The 23,818-nt window shown below is 40.7% G+C and carries 21 protein-coding genes; 10 read left to right on the top strand and 11 right to left on the bottom strand.

Annotated elements, in window-relative coordinates:
- Positions 1-82: 82 nt before the first annotated feature.
- The 3 genes from acnA to CHB71_RS14620 all read right to left on the bottom strand — a co-directional run bounded on the left by acnA (position 83) and on the right by CHB71_RS14620 (position 7,171).
- Positions 83-2,818 (bottom strand): aconitate hydratase AcnA, encoded by a 2,736-nt coding sequence (gene acnA, locus CHB71_RS14610; RefSeq protein WP_089358063.1) that lies wholly within the window; start codon positions 2,816-2,818, stop codon positions 83-85.
- A gap of 429 nt (positions 2,819-3,247) precedes the next feature.
- The gene (locus tag CHB71_RS14615) at positions 3,248-6,028 is read right to left on the bottom strand and encodes a bifunctional aconitate hydratase 2/2-methylisocitrate dehydratase (RefSeq protein ID WP_089357686.1); all 2,781 of its coding nucleotides are present in this window, start codon (positions 6,026-6,028) and stop codon (positions 3,248-3,250) included.
- A 144-nt stretch (positions 6,029-6,172) separates the two neighbouring features.
- Positions 6,173-7,171 carry an acyl-CoA reductase gene (locus tag CHB71_RS14620; RefSeq protein WP_089357687.1) on the bottom strand — a complete coding sequence of 333 codons (999 nt, stop codon included), beginning with the start codon at positions 7,169-7,171 and terminating at the stop codon, positions 6,173-6,175.
- A 97-nt stretch (positions 7,172-7,268) separates the two neighbouring features.
- Between CHB71_RS14620 and CHB71_RS14625 the strand changes: the two genes are divergently transcribed.
- Positions 7,269-7,613 (top strand): 4Fe-4S dicluster domain-containing protein, encoded by a 345-nt coding sequence (locus CHB71_RS14625; RefSeq protein WP_089357688.1) that lies wholly within the window; start codon positions 7,269-7,271, stop codon positions 7,611-7,613.
- On the opposite strand, the gene CHB71_RS14630 is transcribed toward CHB71_RS14625, so the two are convergent.
- The gene (locus tag CHB71_RS14630) at positions 7,614-8,516 is read right to left on the bottom strand and encodes a DUF58 domain-containing protein (RefSeq protein WP_089357689.1); all 903 of its coding nucleotides are present in this window, start codon (positions 8,514-8,516) and stop codon (positions 7,614-7,616) included.
- A 112-nt stretch (positions 8,517-8,628) separates the two neighbouring features.
- Between CHB71_RS14630 and CHB71_RS14635 the strand changes: the two genes are divergently transcribed.
- Positions 8,629-8,985: a DUF3276 family protein gene (locus CHB71_RS14635; RefSeq protein WP_089357690.1), complete on the top strand. Its 357-nt coding sequence runs from the start codon at positions 8,629-8,631 to the stop codon at positions 8,983-8,985.
- 129 nt (positions 8,986-9,114) lie between these two features.
- On the top strand, positions 9,115-10,212 hold the full coding sequence (ychF, locus tag CHB71_RS14640; protein WP_089357691.1) for a redox-regulated ATPase YchF: 1,098 nt from the start codon (positions 9,115-9,117) through the stop codon (positions 10,210-10,212).
- 194 nt (positions 10,213-10,406) lie between these two features.
- Here the strand turns inward: ychF and CHB71_RS14645 are convergent, their stop codons facing one another.
- Entirely contained in the window at positions 10,407-11,753 is a 1,347-nt protein-coding gene (locus tag CHB71_RS14645; protein WP_089357692.1) for a type IX secretion system plug protein, read from the bottom strand.
- Between the two features lie 25 nt (positions 11,754-11,778).
- Here CHB71_RS14645 and CHB71_RS14650 point away from each other — a divergent pair, with 25 nt between their 5' ends.
- The 6 genes from CHB71_RS14650 to nspC all read left to right on the top strand — a co-directional run bounded on the left by CHB71_RS14650 (position 11,779) and on the right by nspC (position 19,224).
- Entirely contained in the window at positions 11,779-12,336 is a 558-nt protein-coding gene (locus CHB71_RS14650) for an RNA polymerase sigma factor (RefSeq protein ID WP_089357693.1), read from the top strand.
- Complete coding sequence (locus CHB71_RS14655; protein ID WP_089357694.1) at positions 12,317-13,606, top strand: outer membrane beta-barrel protein; 1,290 nt, start codon at positions 12,317-12,319, stop codon at positions 13,604-13,606. Before CHB71_RS14650 ends, CHB71_RS14655 begins: the two co-directional genes overlap by 20 nt.
- Before the next feature lie 128 nt (positions 13,607-13,734).
- The gene (locus tag CHB71_RS14660; protein WP_089357695.1) at positions 13,735-16,356 is read left to right on the top strand and encodes a DUF5916 domain-containing protein; all 2,622 of its coding nucleotides are present in this window, start codon (positions 13,735-13,737) and stop codon (positions 16,354-16,356) included.
- Positions 16,357-16,398: 42 nt separating this feature from the next.
- A complete protein-coding gene (locus tag CHB71_RS14665; RefSeq protein ID WP_089357696.1) occupies positions 16,399-17,604 on the top strand; it encodes a saccharopine dehydrogenase family protein in 1,206 nt (401 codons plus the stop codon).
- Between the two features lies 1 nt (position 17,605).
- Positions 17,606-18,112 (top strand): DinB family protein, encoded by a 507-nt coding sequence (locus tag CHB71_RS14670; RefSeq protein ID WP_245811322.1) that lies wholly within the window; start codon positions 17,606-17,608, stop codon positions 18,110-18,112.
- The gene (gene nspC, locus CHB71_RS14675) at positions 18,109-19,224 is read left to right on the top strand and encodes a carboxynorspermidine decarboxylase (protein WP_221406741.1); all 1,116 of its coding nucleotides are present in this window, start codon (positions 18,109-18,111) and stop codon (positions 19,222-19,224) included. The genes CHB71_RS14670 and nspC overlap by 4 nt, the downstream gene beginning before the upstream one ends.
- Before the next feature lie 162 nt (positions 19,225-19,386).
- Here the strand turns inward: nspC and CHB71_RS14680 are convergent, their stop codons facing one another.
- On the bottom strand, positions 19,387-19,971 hold the full coding sequence (locus tag CHB71_RS14680; protein ID WP_089357699.1) for a hypothetical protein: 585 nt from the start codon (positions 19,969-19,971) through the stop codon (positions 19,387-19,389).
- A gap of 153 nt (positions 19,972-20,124) precedes the next feature.
- Between CHB71_RS14680 and CHB71_RS14685 the strand changes: the two genes are divergently transcribed.
- Positions 20,125-20,499 carry a hypothetical protein gene (locus tag CHB71_RS14685; protein ID WP_089357700.1) on the top strand — a complete coding sequence of 125 codons (375 nt, stop codon included), beginning with the start codon at positions 20,125-20,127 and terminating at the stop codon, positions 20,497-20,499.
- 47 nt (positions 20,500-20,546) lie between these two features.
- Here the strand turns inward: CHB71_RS14685 and CHB71_RS14690 are convergent, their stop codons facing one another.
- The 5 genes from CHB71_RS14690 to CHB71_RS14710 form a co-directional block, all read right to left on the bottom strand.
- Positions 20,547-20,750, bottom strand: a complete 204-nt coding sequence (locus tag CHB71_RS14690; protein WP_089357701.1) for a hypothetical protein — start codon at positions 20,748-20,750, stop codon at positions 20,547-20,549.
- Between the two features lie 36 nt (positions 20,751-20,786).
- Entirely contained in the window at positions 20,787-21,287 is a 501-nt protein-coding gene (locus tag CHB71_RS14695; RefSeq protein WP_089357702.1) for a hypothetical protein, read from the bottom strand.
- Positions 21,288-21,339: 52 nt separating this feature from the next.
- Positions 21,340-21,801, bottom strand: coding sequence for a hypothetical protein (locus tag CHB71_RS14700; protein ID WP_089357703.1), 462 nt, complete (start codon positions 21,799-21,801; stop codon positions 21,340-21,342).
- Between the two features lie 114 nt (positions 21,802-21,915).
- On the bottom strand, positions 21,916-22,494 hold the full coding sequence (locus CHB71_RS14705; RefSeq protein ID WP_089357704.1) for an ABC transporter ATP-binding protein: 579 nt from the start codon (positions 22,492-22,494) through the stop codon (positions 21,916-21,918).
- Between the two features lie 13 nt (positions 22,495-22,507).
- Positions 22,508-23,740, bottom strand: a complete 1,233-nt coding sequence (locus tag CHB71_RS14710) for an HD domain-containing protein (RefSeq protein ID WP_089357705.1) — start codon at positions 23,738-23,740, stop codon at positions 22,508-22,510.
- Positions 23,741-23,818: the final 78 nt, after the last annotated feature.

The raw sequence follows: 23,818 nt of genomic DNA on the forward strand, positions 1-23,818 counted from the left end.
AAATATAGAATGACAAAAAAAATCCACCTAAAAAACGAACAAACCATTGCGCGTTTTTTCAAGCTGATTTTATCTGAAAGGACTAATTATCCTTCAGGAAGTTTCTCAACACATAATTCAAAATTCCTCCGTGTTTGTAGTACTCTACATCTACACCGGAATCCAGCCTTACTAATGCTTTGAATTCTACTTTGGAGCCTTCTTTCTTCGTTGCAGTCACATCCACCAGTTTTCCGGGTGTCAGATTATCTGAGATGCCTGAGATATCGTAGGTTTCTTCACCTGTCAGGCCTAAAGTATCCTGAGTTTCGCCTTCCTGGAACTGGAGTGGAAGTACTCCCATTCCTACCAAATTTGAACGATGAATACGTTCGTAGCTTTCTGTGATTACTGCTTTCACGCCTAGAAGCGTTGTTCCTTTGGCTGCCCAATCTCTGGATGAACCTGAACCGTATTCTTTTCCTCCAATCACAACCAAAGGAGTTCCTTCCTCCTGGTACTTCATGGAAGCATCGAAAACCGTCATTTCTTCCCCGTTTGGCTGATAGGTTGTCCAGCCTCCTTCTCTGGAAGCCAGCTTGTTCTTGATTCGTACGTTTGCAAACGTCCCACGCATCATTACTTCGTGGTTTCCTCTTCTGGAACCGTACGAATTGAAGTCTTTCTTGTCAACATTGTGGTCTACCAGGTATTGACCTGCCGGGTGCTCAGGTAAGAATTTACCAGCTGGTGAGATGTGGTCAGTGGTAACCATGTCACCAACCTGAAGCAATACTTTCGCACCTTTGATGTCGTCAGGGTTTGGTACATCTTCCGAGATATTCTTAAAAAATGGCGCTTCCTGAATGTAGGTTGACTTGCTGTCCCACTCGTACGTTTGTCCTTTAGGGGCTTCCAGATTTTTCCACGTATCATCACCGGCAAAAATCGTTTCGTAATTTTTCTTATAGTCTTCTGGGCTAAGTACAGAAGTCATCACCTCATCTATTTCCTGTGAGGTTGGCCACAGATCTCTCAGATAAACCTCATTACCATCTTTGTCCCTTCCAAGGGGCTCATTATTCATATCAAAGTCGGTATGACCGGCCAGGGCATAAGCAACCACGAGCATCGGTGACGCGAGAAAGTTCATCTTAATATTCGGGTGAATACGCGCTTCGAAGTTTCTGTTGCCGGAAAGCACAGAACTTACAATCAAATCATTTTCTATTACCGCCTTTTGAACGGTTGGAATCATATCTCCAGAATTACCAATGCATGTTGTGCAACCGTACCCAACCGTATAAAACTTAAGGTCTTCCAGGTAAGGAAGCAGTTTAGATTTCTCCAGGTATTCGGTAACTACACGCGATCCGGGTGCCAGAGAGGTCTTTACCCATGGTTTTACTTTAAGCCCCAACTCAGATGCCTTCTTAGCAACCAATCCTGCGCCTATCATAACGCTCGGGTTAGATGTGTTTGTACAAGAGGTTATTGCAGCCACTACTACAGAAGCATCTGATATACAGTGCGTTTGACCATCAATTTCAACATCTACACTTCTTATTCCATTTTTATTGCTGACCGTAGGGGCAGGCTGACCACCTTCGTTGGCCCAGTCAGACACCCTTTCATTTATTGCGATGTATTCTCTTCCCTGTTGCTTAAGGAGTTCAACCATTTTGCTCTTGGCTTCTCTCAAAAGGATTTTGTCCTGTGGTCGTTTAGGACCCGAGATGGTTGGCTCTACAGTTCCTAAATCCAATTCTACTACGTCTGTATATTCAATCTCTGCATGGTCGTCTCTCCACAGCATGTTCTCCTGTGCATACGCCTTTACCATATCAATATGTTCATCGGTACGGCTGGTATTTCGCATGTAATCAAGCGTTCGCTGATCGATTGGCCAGTGGGTATCGGTACATCCAAATTCTGGTGACATATTGGAGATTGTAGCTCGGTCAGTAACGGCCAGATTTTCAAGCCCGGGACCAAATACTTCAACGATTTTTCCAACTACTCCATAGTCTCGGAGCAACTTCGTAATGGTCAAAACAAGGTCAGTGGAAGTTGTTCCTTCTTTCATCTTACCGGTGATCTTCAGACCAATTACCTGTGGTAAGATCATATAAATCGGCTGACCAAGCATGGCTGCTTCTGCTTCAATTCCTCCAACACCCCATCCTAGTACGCCAATACCATTGACCATCGGTGTGTGGGAATCTGTTCCTACCAGCGTATCTGGAAATAAATAGCCATCTCTCTCGATAACCCCTTTTGCCAGGTATTCCAGATTTACCTGATGACAAATACCCATGCCCGGAGGAACAACTGAGAAGTTTGTGAATGCTTGTTGCCCCCATTTGAGAAGCTTATATCGCTCATCGTTACGTTCGTATTCCAGGTCTACATTTTTCTGATAAGAATCTGCTGTACCAAAGTGATCTACCACTACTGAATGATCAATGACCATATCTGCCGGTACAACAGGGTTTGTTTTGCCTGTGTCTTTTCCTTTTCTTGCTACCTCAGCTCTAATTGACGCAATATCTACTACAGCAGGAACACCTGTAAAATCTTGCATCAATACCCTCGCAGGACTATAAGGAATGTCTTTTTTACCCGCTGTTTCCTTCCAGTTTAATACAGTTTTAATGTGATCTTCGGTTACAGCGAATGCATCATAGTTCCGGATGACGTTTTCCAGAAGGATACGAATGGAATACGGTAGCTTTTTAACTACTGCTTCTTTTTCGGCAAGATCCTTCAGACTGAAGTATTTGTGATTGCCAAGTTGTGTGGATAGTTGTTTTTCTATTCCTAAAAAATCCTGAGGCATGTATTTAGTGTTTTTAAGGTTTACGATTCTAAAGATAAACAGGAATTGACGTTGTTTAGTTTCTGGGACAATTTCCTTGTGCTTATGGTGGTTAAGGATTCCCATGACTCGAATTGACAAAACGCTGCATATTTATTTTGGTCGTCATTCCTGATGCAGCGTAGCGGAATTTAGGAATCTCATGTAATTACAGCTTCTCAATGGAGATTCCCAAGTCTCGTTCGTTCCTCTCTCGCAAGGGAATATGGAATAAGCCAAGTCTTAATTTCGACTCAAAAATCATCTGTTTAATAACTACCCCTATTCCCTTGGGAGGAAAAGTGATAGCTTCCGAGTCATGGGAACCCCAGTCTTGTATGGAAATACGGGTGCTATAAACAGCAAAACCCGAATCAACGACCCGGGCTCTGTTTTCAAATGTCAGTTAAGCTATGCTGCTACAAGCTTCTTACTGGAAGGCTTAAACTTGGTCAGGTCGATTCCCTGGACTGCCGCTTCGTATTCATCCATGGTAGGAGTGCGACCAAGGATGGTTGATAGCACTACTACTGGAGTAGATGAAAGTAGAGATTCTCCTTTCTTCTCACCTGAATCCTTTACCACTCTCCCCTGAAATAACCGTGTAGAAGTAGCCATTACTGTGTCACCCGGTTCAGCTTTCTCCTGGTTACCCATACAAAGATTACAGCCAGGTCGCTCGAGATAAAGCATATTTTCATACTTCGTACGTGCCGCTGCTTTTGGATTGTTATCATCAAATTCGAAACCTGAGTATTTCTGCAATACTTCCCAATCGCCTTCAGCTTTCAACTCATCCACGATATTGTAAGTAGGAGGAGCTACAACAAGAGGTGCATTGAATTCCACTTTACCATGTTGCTGCTCTATGTTCTTAAGCATTTGAGCCAAAATCTTCATGTCACCCTTGTGTACCATGCACGATCCTACGAAACCAAGATCTACTTTTTTCGTGCCTCCATAGTAAGAAAGCGGTCGAATGGTATCGTGCGTGTAACGCTTCGATACGTCATCGTTGTTGACATCCGGGTCAGCAATCATCGGCTCTGCGATCACATCGAGATCAACGGTCACTTCCGCATAATACCTCGCATTGGCATCCGGCGTGAGAGCCGGTTTCTCGCCTGATCTGATTTCTGTAATTCGCTTGTTCGCTTTGTCAACCAAACCTTGCAGGACTTGCAGATCATTGTCCATGCCCTTTTCAATCATGATCTGAATTCTTCCTTTGGCAATCTCCAGTGATTCGATCAGCGTCTCATCTTCAGAGATACAGATAGAAGCTTTTGCCTTCATTTCAGCCGTCCAGTCAGTAAAAGTGAAGGCCTGATCTGCAGTTAATGTGCCTAAGTGCACTTCAATTATTCTACCCTGGAATACATTTTCACCGCCGAATTGCTTGAGCATTTGTTGTTGAGTCGCATGAACCACATCACGGAAGTCCATGTATGGCTTCATCGCTCCTTTAAAGATCACCTTTACTGATTCCGGAATCGGCATGGAAGCTTCTCCGGTAGCAAGTGCAAGAGCAACCGTACCAGAATCAGCACCAAAAGCAACGCCTTTGGACATTCTGGTGTGTGAGTCTCCACCGATGGTGATATCCCAATCATCAACGGTAAGATCATTCAACACTTTATGAATCACATCAGTCATAGCCGGGTAAACGCCTTTCGGATCACGTCCGGTGATCAGCCCAAAGTCGTTCATGAATTTCATCAGTTTCGGGATGTTTGCCTGTGCTTTACTATCCCAAACAGAAGCGGTGTGGCAGCCTGACTGATATCCGGCATCTACGATCGGAGAAATAATGGTAGCAGCCATTGACTCTAATTCCTGAGCTGTCATCAAACCTGTTGTATCCTGAGATCCTACAATGTTTACTTCCACGCGAACATCAGAGCCGGCATGCAATGTCTTGCCAGGAGTAGTACCTACCGCATTTTTGTTGAATATTTTCTCAACGGCCGTAAGTCCCTGTCCTTCGTTTGAAATCTCTTTCGACGGAGCGAATACTGTCGGAGCTTCAATGCCTAAGGTTTTCGCTGCAAACGTCTGAAGCTTTTTGCCAAAGACTACCGCATATGATCCACCAGCTTTGATAAACTCAACTTTTTGAGGTGTCAGTGAAGAAGAGATATCAATCAACTCCTGATCACCATTATATAATTTCTTCTTCCTGGTGTTGATGGTAAGAACTGTTCCTGTTTTCACAGAATAAGCTTCTTCCAACACAGGTTCGCCATCCTCATTTACGATTACATTGCCATCTGCATCTGTCTTCTTCACCCAGTTTTTCAGGTCAATCCCGATACCACCTGTAACACCGACTGTAGTTAGGAAAATAGGAGAGATGCCATTTGTGCCAGCTATAATTGGTGCAATGTTGACAAACGGAACATAAGGACTCGATTCAATACCGGTCCACAATGCCACATTGTTTACACCTGACATTCTGGATGAACCAACACCCATCGTGCCTTTTTCAGCGATCAACATCACACGCTTATCAGGATGCTTTTCTTTTAAGGCTGAAAGCTCTTTTTGCATTTCTTTGTTGTGCTCGAAAATGCATTGTCCGTGAAGCTCCCGATCTGATCTGGAGTGTGCATCGGCTCCCGGGGAAAGTAAATCTGTGGAAATATCGCCAGTACCTGCAATGAACGTAACGATCTTAATCTCTTCTTCTACTTCAGGAAGCTGGGTGAAAAACTCAGCCTTGGCGTAGCTCTCTAATAGCTCCTTCGCGATTGCATTCCCGTCTTCAAATGCTTCTTTCAGACGATCATAATCTGCGTCGTATAAGAATACTTGCGTTTTCAATACATCAGCAGCTTGTTTGGCGATTGATTCATTGCTTCCCAAAGCAATATCAAGTAGTACTTCGATAGAAGGACCGCCTTTCATATGGGAGAGTAATTCAAAGGCGAAAGAAGGAGAAATTTCTTCTACATCCGATTCACCAAGAATGATTTCCTTGAGAAATTTCGCTTTTACAACAGCCGCAGGAGTAGTGCCCGGTAGTGTATTGTAAATGAAGAATTTCAACGAGTCTTCTCTATGCGCATGGCTCGTGTCTTTGATTTGCTCAATGATCTCACTTAGCAATTCACCACCATCAATCGGTTTCGGCTGAAGACCCTGTCTTTTTCGTTCTTCGATCTCCTTGATGTATTCGTTGTATGTATTCATTCTAAATCTTTTTCAGTGCTAAATCTTTTTCAGTGTTAAAGGCAGACTTCAAAGCCAATGATTATACCACCATTATCCTGCTATCAAAAGCCTGCAAAGATAATTGATTTCGTGTTTGATCAAGATATGTGTCAAAACAAAAACTCACTTCAAGTCGGTTAGGAATGCAAGCGTATCTACATCATCCGCATAGTCCCACAATTCAGGTCGTTGAGCCTTGCCGAAAGGAATGTAGTCTTTCCCAACAATGCACTGGATTTTGTCTTTCTGATCATCAAGAATGGTTTTTAATTTCTCAATTGAATCATATTCCTGGTGAAATAATACACTGATAGGTGACACCAATTCATCAGTAGAGTTGATCAAAAGAAAACCAGTATCCAAATGGGGAGTTTTGTTTACCAGATAGATGGACTTGTAGTAGTCATAGTTGTTGCGATACTTATTGTGATTTGCGATATCCTGATAATTTTCAAAATGTGGAAATGCTGTCCGTATGTCAAATCCCTTTGGTGTAAAAACTTTTGATACGTTTCTACATCCCAAACCAAAATAGCTGAAAATATCATCACCCAGAGCCTTAAATTCTTCATCTGACTCCTCACCATTCAGAATAGCTACTGAGGTGCGGTTTTTCCGGATGATGTTTGGAATGTCTTTAAAGTAGTATTCAAAATATCTAGCTGTATTGTCGCTTCCGGTAGCAATTACTGCATCAATTCCTGTAAGCTTCTCCCGAATTTCGATGTTTTTCTTGAATCTAGGTTCTATTTCAGTGATCCATTCAATTACAGTCCTGGTTAGGAATTCATCATCAGAACTTGGCTTTACTGCTGCAAAATGCTCTGAAATTAAAACAGAAAGCAGATCGTGAAATCCTACGAGCGGGATATTCCCTGCCATTACAATCCCAACGATTTTCGGCGAGTCTGTATTCAGATTATAATCGCCCGCCCACTTCTCAAGTTTTGATTTTTCCAACATGAAGCTAATGCCTTGCAATGCATTCTTTACGCCCTCATAGGAGAACCAACCGTTCTTTTGTTTGGCTCTTGCAGCTAAATCCTGTAGTTCATCGTCGGTCAGCATGCCAATTTTCTTCTGAAGTTGACTGAATGCCGTTATTTTGTCCTGAATTTTCATAAAAAATTAAAATTGTCCTCCATTGATGGTTGGGCTGCAAACTTATTGCGATTAATTTTGTTCCCTCATTTAGAATACAACAAAAAGCTAATTTTCTATGGCTATAATGATCACTGATGAATGCATCAACTGTGGTGCATGTGAACCCGAATGCCCAAATACGGCAATCTACGAAGGTGGAGTAGAGTGGAAGTGGGCTGATGGTACCGATCTTCAGGATATTGAGATGGAAGACGGGTCTAAGGTGGATGCCAAAGAGGTACAGGAGCCTGTCTCGGATGAGTTCTATTATATCGTGCCCGGTAAATGCACAGAGTGCACCGGTTTCCATGAAGAACCTCAGTGTGCGGCAGTATGTCCGGTAGATTGTTGTGTTCCGGATCCAGATTACGTAGAAACAGAGGAGGAGCTTACTGCTAAAAAGGAGTGGTTACACTTGTAGTTATCTCATTTTTTTACGCTTAATCAAGTAAGCCCCCAAGATTTTATCAAAGGAATCATTGGTGTTAACAGGTACAAAATCTACTTTCATCATTCCACATTTGATTTTCAGGTCTTGATAAAATTGAGCCATTTCTTTTCTGTAAAGATCCTTTACCTCATGTGGGTTGACTTTGATTGATTCTTTTGTTTCCATGTCAATAAACTTGTAAGGCCGATCTTCAAATTCAAATTTTAGTTCACTCGCATAGTCCGAGACATGGAATAAAATCACTTCGTGTTTATTGTGTTTGAGGTGCTGGAGAGCACTCAATAAGTCTTCTTCATTTGAATTTTGAAACATGTCAGAAAAGATCACGACTAATGATCTTTTATGTATTTTATCAGCTATTTCATGCAAGACAGAAGAAATGTTGGTCGAAGTGTCCGGTGTTGGTTGATTTTGTAATTCAGATAGTTGGGTTAAAATGGTGTTTAAATGAGCTTTAGTACTCCTAAGGTCAGTTTCATGCTCAATCTTGTCTGAAAAAACAGAAAGGCCAACCACATCTCGTTGCTTTGTCAGCAAATAGGAAAGGGCAGAGGCAGCAAACACCGAAAATTTCAATTTATCCTTCCCCGGCGCAGGATAATGCATAGAGGCAGAATTATCAATGAGTATTCGGCATCTCAGGTTTGTCTCTTCTTCGTACTGTTTGGTATAGAGTCTATCCGTTCTGGCAAATACCTTCCAGTCGATATGTCGGGTACTTTCTCCAAAATTGTACAGTTTGTGCTCTGCAAATTCTACTGAGAATCCATGATAGGGTGATTTATGAAGTCCGGTGATAAATCCGTCGACTAGTTGCTTAGCAATTAAGCCGAGGTTATCATATTGGTTAATTTCTGAAATGTTTGTTGTCATATGTTGTTATTCAACGGGGATTCACCAGTTTGTTTTGCAGATAAAAAATATAAAGCACTATATTTAGCCCCGATTTTAGTTAAAACTAACACCTAACACAAATTTTAAGCAAGTGGAAGACAATAACGAAAAAGGAAGAGACGAGATCTATTCTGAGAGAGTAAAGGCGGGAAAGCGTACTTACTTTTTTGATGTGAAAGCGACACGGTCGAATGATTACTACCTAACTATTACGGAAAGCAAGAGAAAACCTAAAGATGATGGTTTTTTCTATGAAAAGCACAAGATTTTCTTGTATAAAGAAGATTTTCATAAGTTTGTGAATGCACTAAATTCTACAGTAAACCACGTAAAGGATGAATTGATGCCGGAAGTGGATTTTACACAGTTTGACAGAGAGAATGATGATGAACATGCCGTAGCGAATGCCGGAGTATCAGAATCTGATTCCGAACTAAAGTGGGATTGACAAGATAACTTTTTTAAGTATGAAGAGAGAGGCTTCCTGATTAATTTCGGGAGGCTTTTTTATTTTATAAATAAACTAGTTTTGCGCCCCGAAAGAGTTTCACTCTTTAGATAGGCTAGAATAAATTATATGGGACTACAATGCGGTATTGTTGGATTACCTAATGTTGGTAAATCCACTCTTTTCAATGCGCTTTCCAACGCTAAAGCGGAGGCGGCTAATTTTCCTTTCTGTACAATCGAACCAAACGTCGGAGTGATTACCGTTCCGGATGAGCGGCTTCAGATTCTTTCAGATTTGGTAAACCCCAAAAAGGTATTACCGACCGTGATGGAGTTTGTTGACATTGCCGGGCTGGTGAAGGGTGCAAGTAAAGGAGAAGGACTTGGAAATCAATTTCTGGCCAATATTCGGGAAGTAGATGCCATTATTCATGTCGTTAGATGCTTTGATAACGATAACATTGTTCATGTATCCGGAAAAGTAGACCCTATCGAAGATAAGGAGGTTATTGACACAGAACTTCAATTGAGAGACCTTGAATCTGTAGATAAGCGAATCGAACGAGTACAGAAAATTGCTAAATCGGGTGATAAAGATGCTAAAGCAGAGTATGAAGTTCTTGTGAAATTCAAATCACATCTTGAAAGTGGGCAGAATGCTCGTTCACTTGAGATAGATAAAGAGCAAAGAGCGTGGATAAAACCACTTCAGTTGCTTACTGGTAAGCCCATTATTTATGTTGCGAACGTAGACGAAGAATCTATTAACACTGGCAATGAATGGAGTAAAAAGCTGGAAGAGAACATCAAACATGAAGACGCACAGCTGATTTTAGTATCTGCCGGATTGGAAGAACAAATTGCGGAATTCGATGATCCGGAAGAGAAGCAAATGTTTTTGGAAGAGTACGGACTGAAGGAATCTGGACTTAACCGTCTGATTAAGACTTCCTATTCATTATTGGATCTCATCACTTACTTCACAGCAGGTGAAACTGAAGTTCGAGCCTGGACGATCAAAAAAGGATGGAAAGCTCCACAAGCTGCTGGTGTGATTCACACTGATTTTGAAAAAGGATTTATCAAAGCGGAAGTGATTAAAATCCCAGACTACCAGCAATATAAATCAGAAGCAGGCTGTAGAGAAGCTGGAAAATTAGCTATCGAAGGGAAAGAATATGTAGTAAAAGATGGAGATGTGATGCACTTTAGATTCAATGTGTAATTATGGTGTAAGTTCGTAATAAGAACCTCCAATAGATTCAAGAAGTAGACATTTGATATAAAACGATGAACTAATTCCTCCCTTGAGTGAGGCTAGGAGGGTGTATTTTGATATTATTTGACTTTGATAGAATGAAAACACCCCTGTCGTCCCCTCAAGGGGACATTAAGCCAGCTAGCTTAACTCACGTTAATTTAGCGCTCAATTGATCTGAAGCGTTTGTACCCGATTAGCTCATCATTGATATTGCCGGGTTTTCGATAGTATACCAATATTTCATATTCATTTTCTGCCTGAAAATGGCTTCCTTCAAAATGGTAAGGAGGTAGTTCATCACTTTTGGCGTAGTACAGGTACTCATAGTATCCTTGCTTAAGCGAAAGTGAAGTTTCATAACGACCCAATCCATTTTGGTTGGTGTAGCGCATACGATTTATATCTGTTATCCTCCAGTTGTTGAATTGCCCGATAACATATACCTCACCATTGATTGGTTCGGATTTTAATGCAAAAGTGACATTTGCATAATCTGCATTGAGTTGTCCCTCTCCCGGATCATTATTTTGGATGATGAAGTTACCGTTGATATCCTGAAAATTCTGTGTATAGGTAATGTTACCACGTGTACCATCCAACTTCAAAGGAGCATATATTTTACTCCCGGTATTGGTGATTCGTCCTACATTTCGGCCAGCTACATTTAGGGTTCTTAAATCAGCGAAGCGAAATTCGTTCCACCCATTAAAGTTCGTCTTTAGGTCAAGATGTCTAAACTCCATATAGCCTTCATTGGCACGAATTAAAGTAGGTTGTACATCTGTAATGGCTGTGCTCCAATTGTGATTCTGGAGTAAGACCGTGCCGATATCCTGGGTAGGGGAATTTACCATAAGGTTACCATAGTTCACACTGTATTCTATTTGATGATTTTCGTCTCGTTCGGCAATAGTGGTACTGACTCTTACGGTATGATCGATGGAAACAGCTCCATCCACAACCATGAATCTTCTTGTGAAGATCAAGTCGTCTGGGTTTGCCCGTCTATGCACTGCGAGAATATAATTGCCTGAAAGTGTGGGTTTAGGAACGCTAAATCGATAATTGATATATGGTTGAACCGTGTTGACTGAATAATCAAAATCTGTAATTCTATAATTATTGATCTGGGAAAGAAACTCCATGTCTCTTAACCCGGATCTTGTCCAATCTTTATTGCAGTGATAAATATTAGCGCTTAGATTTTCGAATTCATCTGTCAATAGGTCAAAGGTCAGTATTAATTGTTCCTCTTGTCTTAGACTAATAACTGGATTTTCGAGCTCTTTTAGTTGACCATTTTCAGTGGGGTATAATTTAGAGAATCCCACTATGTCTTCATATTCATAATTATCGAAAATTATTTTTTTATTTATCGATGATTGTTGGGGTACGACCGGTTCACATTGTACTAATAGAAAGCAAATTGTAATTATCGCCAGGTTCTTCATATCTTTAGAGGTACGAAAGACCAAATTAGAGATTGCAACTATAATATTCAGCATAGGGTCTATTAAAATGCCAACATAGATGTCGGTTACTGAAGAAAAATTGATAAAAGGATGCCAGAAAGGCAAACGAGAATATCAGCAAGCCTTGTATGACAAGTATTGCGATGGGATGTTTCTTGTAGCATTAAGGTACTCTAAAGCACAACAGGAAGCAGAAGATATATTACAGGAAGCTTTCATCAAGGTGTTTAAAAACATCAAAAACTTCAGAAAAGACTCTTCGCTGGCGTACTGGATAAAGCGAATTGTTGTAAATACGGCACTTAATCATCAGCGCAGCAAACTTTATCTCTACCCGATGGTAGATGTAAATGATCTGGATGATTGGAGTACAAAAGAGTCGGTAATCTCTGGTATGGGTTATGAGGAACTATTACAACTAATCAGAGAACTCCCAACAGGCTGTCAGGTCATTTTCAACTTGTTCGCAATTGAAGGGTATAAGCATCACGAAATAGCTGAGAAGCTGCAGATAAGCGAAGGAACTTCGAAATCACAGTATTCACGAGCTAAATCATTGCTTGTAGAAAAGGTAACGCAGAGAGATAAGTTAAGATATGGGTCCGGAGAGCTTTGAAAATAACATCCAGAAGAAGTTTGAGAATCAAACAACAAAAGCACCGGTTGGTACATGGGCAAATATTGAAAGTAGCCTAAATGCACAATTGGTAGCTACCTATGCTTCCCAGCATAGTATGTATAAATGGCTTTCGGTAGCAGCTGTTTTTATTGCAGTATTAATGACTGGAGCCTTACTGTATCCATCAAACAGTGAGACTCAGCAAGCAAATAATGAGGGGGTTTACAATGCTCTGCTTTCCAGTGATTTTGATTATAACAGTTATTATAGTCACAGCAATTCTGGTATATCGGCAGGTGATTTATCTTTTACTGGTATTGCTCCTTTGGATAATGTCCAAGATGATGCTGAAGATTCCTCCGGTGAAATGATTATAAATACAAGGTCAGAAGTATTTTTTGTAAACTCACGTCGACCATCGTTAGAAGCAGAAAACACAACTCCTGAAATCCATCGTTATTATTTGGTCGGAAATTTCTCTCGTTCACGAAAGGCTCAATCTGATGATCAAAAAGTTTGGGCGGGATTAGAAGCAGGTGCTGGCACCTTCAATGCAGATTTTGCAGGTTCAGGAGCCCTGGCAAGCTCGCTAAACCCTTCAGGGTTAGCATCGGCAATTGGCTCTGGTAGCTTTGTTAACCCTACCACAAGCATCGATCAAAAAATGAGTGAGGGAGTGGCTACAACATTAGGAGTGGGCTTTGGCATGCAATTGAGCGATAAATGGACGTTGGAAAGTGGGGTAGCTTATACAAGCATGGATAATAGAGGGTCTGCGTCCATTAACGTATTAGATGTTTATACCATTGATAATAATGACTTCATTAATGATAATACAGGTATAGAGGATGGGTCAGTTGTTGGTGCCAATGCAAGAGAAGCAACTATAGAGGTAGAAAAAATTTATGATCACAAGGTTAAAATCAGGAACAGTGTACAGTTTGCATCAATTCCATTGAAAGCAGGCTATTTTGTGTTGGATAGGAAATTCAGCCTGAGAGTGAATGCAGGATTGTCGGCCAACTACCTTGTAGAATCAAAGCTATCAGATCCTTCCAAGCAGATTTTAAATGGAAATAAGCTCAACTTATACAATGAATGGTCATTTGATGGAATTGGGGGGCTGGAATTAGGCTACTCGATTTTTAATAACGTTGATTTGACTTTAGAACCAAATTATCGACACTCAATAACACCTATTAGCAATTCTGTTAATTCTCCTTCCAGATTTGTCGTTCAGACAGGGTTTAGGTACACCTTAAACTAGCCTTCCATCATCAATATGGACAGTTTCACATAAAAGATGTAACCTCTCGTCAAATAGACAGTATTCCTTTGTAGATGCAACGTTAGGACTATCGTTGGGTCTTTTACTCGTCAACTAACTCAAAAACCATGCACTCCAGAGGACTGATATATGTCGTATTGTCAATCTTATGCTTTTACGGCTACTCACAGTCAGAATTACCTGAAAAAAAATCTTACACCACAGCTTGGGCGCAAACGGAAATTGTCCTTGATGGAAAATTGGATGATGATGCATGGAATCAGGTTGAGTGGGGAGGTGACTTTATTGGTCACAGGCCGGAATACAATGTAGAGCCTCATCAGGAAACACAGTTTAAGATTCTATATGATGCAAAGTTCTTATATGTAGGAATAAGAGCGCATGATACTGAGCCAGAAAAAATCGTTAAGCGGATGTCCAGAAGAGATGGATTTGACGGTGACTTTGTGGAGATCAACATCGATAGTTATAATGATAAACGAACAGCATTCTCCTTCACCGCATCCGTTTCAGGAGTTAAGGGTGATGAATATGTTTCCAATAATGGTGATGATTGGGACTCAACATGGGATCCAATCTGGTACCTACGCACAAGCGTAGATGATAAAGGGTGGATTGCTGAGTTTAAAATACCACTTTCGCAGCTGAGATTTGCAAATCAGGAGGAGCATACCTGGGGGATTCAATTTACAAGAAGAATCTTTAGAGAGGAAGAGCGATCTACCTGGCAGCCCATTGACCCTAATGCACCGGGATGGGTACATCTTTTTGGAGAACTGAAAGGAATAAAAGGGATTAAACCTCAAAAACAACTTGAGATACAGCCTTATGTGCTGACATCTTATGAAAAATATCCAAGAGAGAAAGAGAATCCATTTAGGGACACAGGAAAAGAATATATGGGCAATGTGGGACTGGATGCTAAAGTGGGTATCACCTCTGATATCACACTGGATTTGACCTTTAACCCGGACTTTGGACAGGTAGATGCTGATCCTTCAACTGTAAACCTATCTGCATTCCAATTGTTCTTTCAGGAAAGACGACCATTCTTTTTGGAGGGGAGCAATCTTTTGTCATTTCGTACAAGCGGCGGTCCAAACAACCTTTTTTACTCAAGGAGAGTAGGGGGACGTCCTCATGGCTACCCAGATAATGTTGAGCACATTGACTACCCTGATAACACGCGAATCATCGGTGCGGCTAAGGTTACCGGAAAAAATGCAAAGGGTTTTTCATGGGGCATTCTTGAGTCAGTAACCAATAGAGAAAAGGCTGATGTGATTTATGAAGGTGGAGGCAAAGGCGAAGAAATAGTAGAGCCATTCACCAATTTCCTTGTAGGAAGAGTTCAGCAGGACATTGATGGTGGAAAGACAGTAATTGGAGCACTCGCCACAAATGTCAAACGATTTGATAATCGTGGAAACGGACTAGAATATCTGCATGACAATGCGACAAGTGCAGGAGTAGATGTGAACCACAATTTTAAGGATCGGGAGTATGGAATGGAGTTTAAAGCGATGTTTAGCAAAGTAGAAGGAACTCAGGGAGCTATCTACAGGACTCAGACATCCTCTCAACGTTTCTTCCAACGACCGGATAATAATCACAAAGAGGTAGACACCACTCGAACAAGTTTGGTAGGATCAGCTGCAACACTCTCTTTTGGTAAGCAAAATGGAAATTGGAGATGGAGAATTGGGTCGAACTTTAAATCGCCTGAGCTTGTGTTAAATGATGCCGGATTCCTCCGTCAAACGGATGATATCAATAATTGGCTTTGGACGCAATACAGAATCAACAAGGTTACCAATTTATTCAGATGGCAGAATTACAATATTTATGCTGAGCACAACAACGACTTTGGAGGGGCTATAACAGGTAGAGGTATGAACTTCAATATGAATTGGGAGTTCAATAATTACTGGGGTTTTGGACAAGGAGTTTGGGTAGGTGGTACCCGATTTTCTAATGCAGATCTTAGGGGAGGCCCATCCATTAGGTATCCCGGCAATGTAAATTACTGGTATAGGTTGAGTTCGAATAGTAGAAAAAAAATCACTGTATCATTCAACAATTGGTTCAACTGGGGTGATAAAGACTTCACAAAAAGCTCTGGTATCTCAGTTAATATTAATGCACGCCCGACGGATGCTATGGAATTATCAATTTCTCCAAATATCAACTGGAATAGAGATAATCTCCAATACATTGCCCAGAGGGATTTCAACAATGATACCAGATACATATTGGGTAAAGTGGTTCAGGAAACATACAGTATGTCCATCCGTGCAAACTATAACATCACCCCTAATCTGACTTTAGAATATTGGGGCCAACCATTTCTTGCCAAGGGTGAATACAGCGAATTTAAGCGTGTAGATCAGCCCAGTTCAGAAGCCTACGATCGCAGGTTTACCATGTATGAAAATGCTGAAATTATGTTTGATAAAGAAAACCAGGAATATCAGGTTTTCGAGACAGGAGGTGAGGTTCCGGATTACACTTTTAGTAATCCAAACTTTAACATGGTTCAATTTCGATCAAATTTTGTGATGCGATGGGAATACATTCCAGGCTCCACGTTGTTTGCAGTCTGGTCAAGCAATGGCTCGTACTTTGATCAGTCTCAGGGTAATAGCTTTAGAGACCTAAGTAATCAACTGACCGATTTATCAGGAAGCAATACTTTCCTTATCAAATACACCTACCGATTTATTTTGTAACCATTCTTCCTGCTAACTTTGGGCAAACCTTAAATAAACCATATGTCCAGAGTTGTAATTATTGGAGCCGGTGGAGTGGGTAGAGTTACCGCTTTCAAGTGTGCTCAGAATAAAGAAATCTTTTCAGAGATTGTACTAGCCTCACGCACCAAATCCAAATGCGATGTTATAGCTGCAGATATAGAAAAGCAGCTAGGTGTAAAAATAAAGACAGATCAGGTCGATGCAGACCATGTAGATCAGGTGGTGGCGTTATTCAAAAAGCATGAACCTAAGATGGTTATCAATGTTGCGCTTCCATATCAGGACCTTACCATTATGGATGCATGTCTGCAAGCTGGTGTTCATTATTTGGATACAGCCAACTATGAGCCGCCTGAGGAAGCTAAGTTTGAATATAAATGGCAATGGGCTTATCAGGATAAATTTAAAGAAGCAGGACTCACTGCTGTGCTTGGATGTGGCTTTGATCCGGGCGTAACAGGCGTATTCACTTCCCGCGCCGCAAAACATTTCTTTGATGAGATTCATTATTTGGATATTGTAGACTGTAATGCCGGAGATCACGGAAAAGCTTTCGCTACCAATTTCAACCCTGAAATCAACATTCGTGAGATCACTCAGAAAGGCAAATATTGGGAAGATGGAAAATGGGTTGAGACAAATCCATTCGAATTCAGAAAAGATTTAGACTATCCAAATATTGGGAAGCGTCCTTCTTATTTGCTATTTCATGAAGAGTTGGAGTCGCTGGTTAAAAACTATCCAACCATTAAGAGAGCCAGGTTTTGGATGACATTTGGAGACGAATACCTGACCCATTTACGAGTGATTCAGAATATTGGCATGGCTTCTATTGAGCCTGTCAATTATGAGGGTAAAGAAATTGTACCACTTCAGTTTCTGAAAGCTGTCTTGCCAAATCCGGGAGATTTGGGTGAAAACTATGAAGGAGAAACTTCAATAGGATGTCGAATTAAAGGAGTGAAGGACGGCAAGGAGAAAACCTACTACATATGGAACAACTGCAGCCATAAAGCCGCATTTGACGAAACCGGAGCTCAGGGTGTATCTTATACAACTGGGGTGCCGGCGATGATTGGTGCTGCTATGATGCTGACAGGAAAATGGTCAGGAGCCGGAGTTTTCAACGTTGAAGAATTTGACTCGGACCCATTTTTAGAAAAACTTGCTACTTCAGGTTTACCTTGGCATGAAAAGCATGATATAGAATTAGGAATGGATTGATATGGTGGATATTCAGAAAGTTCCGGAGTTCTATCGAGGATATATTGAGACACTCGGTGGAGGAGAATTAGTGCCATTGCTACTAAAGACGGGAGATGAATTTATCTCCTATTGCAATAGAATCACTGAGCAGCAAGGGCTGTATCGTTATGAAGATGGGAAATGGAGCATAAAGGATGTTATCCTTCATGTGACTGATGCAGAAAGGGTATTTGCTTATCGCGCCTTACGCTTTGCAAGAAATGATAGCAATGAGCTTTCCGGATTTGAGCAAAATGATTATGTGCCTGAGGCCAATGCCGATGATCGTACCATTCATAACTTGTTAACAGAATTTACAAATGTACGAGCTGCTTCAGTTGATCTTTTTTCATCGTTCAGTCAAGAGATTCGCGAGCGGACCGGCATGGCCAATGGCGTAGAAATGAGTGTTGAAGCAATTGGATATATTATTTCAGGTCACTTGAAGCACCATTTAGAGATCATTCAGGAAAGGTATACGAAGTGAAAATTCCATCACCATGCTTCGTCTTGGATGAAAGCAAACTGATCCAAAACTTTGAGCTGATTGATAGAGTTCAGAAAGAAGCCGGAATAGAGATCATTCTGGCTTTCAAAGGATTTGCTATGTGGAGTACATTTCCGGTTGTAAAACAATACATCAAAGGAGCAACCGCTAGCTCACTCAATGAGGTCAAATTATGCAATGAAGAAATGGGGGTGAAATCACATACCTATTGTGTTGCCTATTCTTCGGATGAATTTGAAGAGATAGTTTCCAGGTCTTCTCACATCACATTCAATTCATTGGCGCAGTATCATAAATACATTGATCTGGTGCCAAAAGATGTAAGTATCGGTCTTAGAGTCAATCCCCGGTGGTCCGATGTTGAGACGGACCTGTATAATCCTTCAAGTCCCGTTTCCAGACTGGGCGTGACAAGTGAAAATCTGGAATCCCTTCCTGAAAGGGTAGAGGGGCTTCACTTTCATGTACTTTGCGAATCAGACTCCTATGCCCTTGAAAAAGTTTTGGAGTCACTTGAAGATCGTTTTGGTGGTTTCTTGTCTCAGGTAAAATGGGTTAATATGGGTGGTGGTCATTTGATGACTCGTGAAGATTATGACACGAAGCACTTAATTGACCTGCTAACTAATTTTAGAGAAAAGCATCAGGTGAAAGTGATTTTGGAGCCCGGAAGTGCTTTTGCATGGCAGACGGGTGATTTATACACCAGGGTTTTGGATGTAGTCGAAAATGGAGGCCAGAAGACGGCCATTTTTGATGGATCATTTACGTGCCACATGCCCGATTGCCTTGAAATGCCTTATCGTCCAAAGCTGGCAGAAGGTTCTGATGAACCTGTAGAGGGCTGGCATGCCTATCGACTGGGTGGAGTCAGCTGTTTGGCTGGTGATTTTCTGGATGAATACTGGTTTGAAAAGCCACTAAAGGAAGGAGATGCCATCATTTTCAAAGACATGATTCACTATACGATGGTGAAAACCAGCACGTTCAATGGAGTGAAGCATCCATCAATTGGAATTCTAAGAAAAGATGGAAATTTTGAATTGATAAGGGAATTTGGATACGAAGACTTCAAAAACCGCCTTTCCTGAGAAAATAAGCATGTGTTTCAAAAGGTCTTAAAGATATTAACTGTCATTCTGACGAAGGAAGAATCTCAGTATTTAGAAGTTTAGTAGTCTTTACCGGTGAGATCCTTCATAACTTCAGGATGACAGACCTTTTAAGACACTAAAAGGTAACTTTTTAACAAATCAATCCTTCAACTTCGGTTCCAGATCACCACGCATAAATAAGTTATATTCCTCACAAGAGAGATAACCCTCTCCAAGAGAATACGGACAAGTTTTATATACTTCGTCAAAGAGCCCCTGATGAACTACAACACCGGCCCCATGACAAACAGGACAAAGCATTTTTTCAAGCCCACCACAATCATACTCTGCGCTGGCTAAGTCTTCTTCGAATCTTTCAGCCTGTGAGCGCTGAATTCTCAAATATTCATCTTCAGCAAATTGGAGGTATTGAATGGCAGGTTCATAATATCTTCCTTTTGTGCCTTTGAGCTGGATATACTTGTTGAGCCAGTTGATACTTTGTTTATACTTTCCAAGATGAAAACTATTTCTACCAAAGAAATATGCCATTTCAGATGGGAGCTTATCCATGTTTTGCAATACTTCCTGAAAAAGCATTTGAGCACTATCGTACTTTCCTAAGGCCATCATCTCAGCACCCTTATCCATTTTTGTTCTTAACTCAGACTCTCTGATCAATTGACCATTTCCATCGAAAGATATGATTAAGAGAAATGTGATTGTGAAAATTAGTTTCTTCATCGAGGTTTGCTAACGACCGGAAAAATAAAATGGTTTGATCGGCTTCTGATGCTTTCATGCAAAAGATTAACCAATTTTATGATCGTTGGAAATCTTTTTACAGTTTTGGCAATAATTTAAACCAGCATCGTTGTGAGGAGTAAGAGTGTGTTTATGCGAAAAATAATTTTATCCTTAGTAATACTACTATTTGGTGTGTCGTCATTTGCTCAGAATACGCGAAGTGCTGAGACACCAAAACCACCCCGTGCACAATATCAAGCTGCAAAGAAGGAAAAGAAGGGTTTTTTCGATTTTCTAAAAAAGAAGAAAAGCACCGATTTAAAAACTTCTCAGGAAGAAACATTGGCATTCAGAAAAAGAGTGAGCAAGGCTTATGCCGAGAATGCGAAAATTGACCGTAAGGTGAAAAAGGTGAAAAAGCGAGAAGCTAAAAAGGGAGAGAAGTTTCACGGACATAAGCGACCTCCCAAAAAACGCCCGCCTGGGAAGCAAAAGTTTTGTAATGTCTGCAAAATAAAACATTAGATTTCCCCTCTTGAGGGGGCAAGGGGGGTGATTCGAAAAAAAAAATCCTATTTAGATACCCCGTTCTTATCCATTCGATTGTCCAGCTCTCGGATTTTATCATAAATAAGATCTAACTCATCCTCACTTACTTCCTTCAGCTCCTGGAATGCTTGTTCCATAAATTTAGAATGATCTTGCAAGTACTTCAACTTGGCATCTGTGATCATCCTAAGTCTTTCTACTTTCTTATTTATTTCATCGATTGTCATGATCTTATAACGTCAGCAGAATAAAAATAGTTAAAATCAAGCACTCACCCTGTAAAGCGTCTGAGAGCGCATTCTCAAACCAAAATGTGAAAGGATTGCACGTCTGATGGATTGTTTAAGGAAAGTATGATTAATATCGCCTTCACTCACAGCATATTTGATGATCGGACGCTGGATCTCTTTCACTAAAGATAATTTCTCGATCCAGGACTGATACATAGATTTCCAGTCAGCATCATAAGCTTCCATGTGTGATCGTCCATCCCACATAATTTCTAGTTGATTATCCGCATGATCGTGACGGTAGATGGCAGCAAGGATGTCATAGTTCGCTTCAAGCAGCTCTTTACCAAAATGAATTTTTTGCTTTAACTCTATAATGAAATCATCCTCTAAACCCATAGGATTGTGCTGGAAAGAGTAAGAGCGAAGAATTTGCTGGAGCCATTCGTTGAGTAGCACTTCCTTAGAGAAGGCTTGCACGGACTTGAGTAGATAATTCTTGTCCTGAGCGAAATATTTTTCTTCGATGAGCATAAAAAAAGGGTAACACAAAGTTACCCTTCAAAATTATTTTTTTGTTGAATAATTAAAAAACAAATGTCCATTCGCCGGCGATACCGTTTGTTCTGGCAGTTGGCTCATCAACATCAAAAGTCAATGAAAGACTTCCCTCTGAAACTGTTGCGGACATATCTGTAGATTCAGAGCTTCCAGTATGTGTTTTGGTAATTACTGAACCGGAAGTATTTCCGAACGACCATGTACCATTTGACCATACGTCACTAAAACCATCAGGAACACCACTAACCGTGTAAGATCCGCCATCTTTACTACCACTAAATGTAATACTAAAGCCGGACCAATCACCATCAGGCGTACCTCCATCGGTTTGAACAGTACTAGGCTGTGCCCACGCAGAAGCTGTTAAGTCAGTTGCCACTTCTTCCAATGGGTCTGGAGCTGGATCATCACCACCGCCACCACACGACATAAAAATAACTAAGGAAGCAAAAACTAAGGCAGCAAGTAAGTTTGATAATCGTTTCATAAAATTAAATATTGTCTGATTAGATAAAAGAATGAATCAAAAGTAGGACTTTTTCACATTTATACCTACTAAACTCAAAATTGCTAAAGAAATTATTCGTCCACTCTGTTTTTTTTAAAGATTAAGCTGTTTTGAGCACTGTTTTATTTCTTCATTATCGTTAGAAGCAATAATCAATAGTGTGTTGGATAGTTGACTCAGGCTGGATTTCCACCATTTAAACCCTTCCGCATCAAGATTTGAAGTAGGCTCATCCATGCATATGAGATCATTTTCAAAGAAAAATGCTGTAATAAGCTTCGTTCGTTGCTTCATTCCCGTAGAAAAATCAGCAATAGGCTTATCAAGGGGTAGAGAAGCGGATTCTGCCATTTCCTCAATGGATTTAATAGATTCTTTAAATTTTTGATGGAATTGCAGGAATTCTCTAAGTGTAAACTCTTCAATGATTTCAGTGTATGGCCCAATGAAACAGGCATTATGTATACTTTCATCAATAGGCACACCGTCTACCAAAACTTTACCGTTTGATGGCGTTAAGTAGCCGGCAATGATCTGCAGAAGTGTTGATTTTCCAGCCCCATTTTTCCCGGTAATAGCTACAGAATCACCCGATTGAAATTCAAATGATTGATTTCTAAAAATCCAGGTTTTCCCGAATTTCTTTCCAATATCCTCCCCTTTAATAATCATCTTATGGAAAAATTCAATGTTTTAAAAGTTCTTTTGGAGCACATAAATAATGTTTCGTCACGATTTTACTCATTGCTTTGATATTTGGAAGATCAGAAGCTTCTGCAACATCAACAACCTCACCATGTTTGCGCAAAATTTTTATCGACTGACCTGAAGCTATATAAGCTGAATTACTGACAGAGCCTGTCTGAACCAAATAGGAAGCCTCATGATCATTGATGTTGTATTTACTGGATACTTTTTGCATTAGATCATCAGTGATAATCCGGCCAATAGGATCGTTGGAAAAAGAAATACCCAGCAACTTACGATCGAGTAGCCTTTCGCTCAATGTTCGCAAAATAATGTCTTTATGATCCCTCCAGAATTTAATAGAGCCCCAAATGTCACTGTCATCTAACAGTGCATAAACCTCCAAAATATCCTGGTCCTCACCGAAATCCTTTACGTCCAGATTTCGCTCAAGAAAGATAGATAATGCCGGTGTTGCTGGTACTTTTTCACCCTGTTGTGTGAGTTCTTTCGCACGCTGGATGAGTTTAATAAGCATCATCTCAGCGCTGACAGCTGTTTTGTGCAGGTACACTTGCCAGTACATGAGTCTTCTTGCGCTCAGGAAATTCTCAATGCTGTAAATGCCTTTTTCTTCTACTACTAGATGCTCACTTGCCACATTCAGCATTTTGATGATCCGTTCAGACCCAATTGAGCCTTCATAAACCCCTGTAAAAAAGGAATCGCGTTTAAGGTAATCAAGTCGATCAATATCCAACTGGCTGGAAACAAGCTGATGAAAGAATGGACGATGATATTTATTTGTGAAGATGGAAATGGTCATATCCAGTGCTCCATTAAACTCTTTGTTTAATCGGTCCATCATCCATAAGCCTACCTGCTCGTGATGCACCCCTTTAAAAAGAGAAAATTCCAGCGTATGAGAAAATGGCCCATGACCTACATCATGCAGAAGAATTGCGAGCATTCCTGCCTGTCGCTCTTCATCAGAAATTTCAACTCCTTTATCCTGAAGTGAGTTTAATGCTCTTCGCATGAGGTCCATTGCCCCGAGTGCATGATGAAAACGGGTATGCAATGCACCCGGATATACCAAATCCGTAAGACCAAGCTGTTTGATTCTTCTTAGCCGCTGAAAATAACGATGCTCGATGATGTCGAATATGAGATCGTTGGGTATATTGATGAATCCGTATACCGGATCATTGAGAATTTTCTTTTTGTTCAACAGCGTTTGTGATTTAATTTAAACTAAACTTAAGAATCCAGATTTTATTCAAAAATGATTCCTATAATCTCCTCTTGG

The organism is Ekhidna lutea (assembly GCF_900188325.1).
In the GTDB taxonomy this organism is placed as follows: Bacteria; Bacteroidota; Bacteroidia; order Cytophagales; family Cyclobacteriaceae; genus Ekhidna; species Ekhidna lutea.

Coding starts and splice junctions, on each gene's coding strand:
- CHB71_RS14685 (WP_089357700.1), top strand. CDS start 20,125: ATGCGAAAAATAATTTTATCCTTAGTAATACTACTATTTGGTGTGTCG.
- CHB71_RS14665 (WP_089357696.1), top strand. CDS start 16,399: ATGTCCAGAGTTGTAATTATTGGAGCCGGTGGAGTGGGTAGAGTTACC.
- CHB71_RS14645 (WP_089357692.1), bottom strand. CDS start 11,753: ATGCTGAATATTATAGTTGCAATCTCTAATTTGGTCTTTCGTACCTCT.
- CHB71_RS14660 (WP_089357695.1), top strand. CDS start 13,735: ATGCACTCCAGAGGACTGATATATGTCGTATTGTCAATCTTATGCTTT.
- CHB71_RS14690 (WP_089357701.1), bottom strand. CDS start 20,750: ATGACAATCGATGAAATAAATAAGAAAGTAGAAAGACTTAGGATGATC.
- CHB71_RS14695 (WP_089357702.1), bottom strand. CDS start 21,287: ATGCTCATCGAAGAAAAATATTTCGCTCAGGACAAGAATTATCTACTC.
- CHB71_RS14680 (WP_089357699.1), bottom strand. CDS start 19,971: ATGAAGAAACTAATTTTCACAATCACATTTCTCTTAATCATATCTTTC.
- CHB71_RS14620 (WP_089357687.1), bottom strand. CDS start 7,171: ATGAAAATTCAGGACAAAATAACGGCATTCAGTCAACTTCAGAAGAAA.
- CHB71_RS14650 (WP_089357693.1), top strand. CDS start 11,779: ATGTCGGTTACTGAAGAAAAATTGATAAAAGGATGCCAGAAAGGCAAA.
- CHB71_RS14615 (WP_089357686.1), bottom strand. CDS start 6,028: ATGAATACATACAACGAATACATCAAGGAGATCGAAGAACGAAAAAGA.
- CHB71_RS14670 (WP_245811322.1), top strand. CDS start 17,606: ATGGTGGATATTCAGAAAGTTCCGGAGTTCTATCGAGGATATATTGAG.
- CHB71_RS14625 (WP_089357688.1), top strand. CDS start 7,269: ATGGCTATAATGATCACTGATGAATGCATCAACTGTGGTGCATGTGAA.
- CHB71_RS14700 (WP_089357703.1), bottom strand. CDS start 21,801: ATGAAACGATTATCAAACTTACTTGCTGCCTTAGTTTTTGCTTCCTTA.
- ychF (WP_089357691.1), top strand. CDS start 9,115: ATGGGACTACAATGCGGTATTGTTGGATTACCTAATGTTGGTAAATCC.
- CHB71_RS14655 (WP_089357694.1), top strand. CDS start 12,317: ATGGGTCCGGAGAGCTTTGAAAATAACATCCAGAAGAAGTTTGAGAAT.
- acnA (WP_089358063.1), bottom strand. CDS start 2,818: ATGCCTCAGGATTTTTTAGGAATAGAAAAACAACTATCCACACAACTT.
- CHB71_RS14630 (WP_089357689.1), bottom strand. CDS start 8,516: ATGACAACAAACATTTCAGAAATTAACCAATATGATAACCTCGGCTTA.
- CHB71_RS14705 (WP_089357704.1), bottom strand. CDS start 22,494: ATGATTATTAAAGGGGAGGATATTGGAAAGAAATTCGGGAAAACCTGG.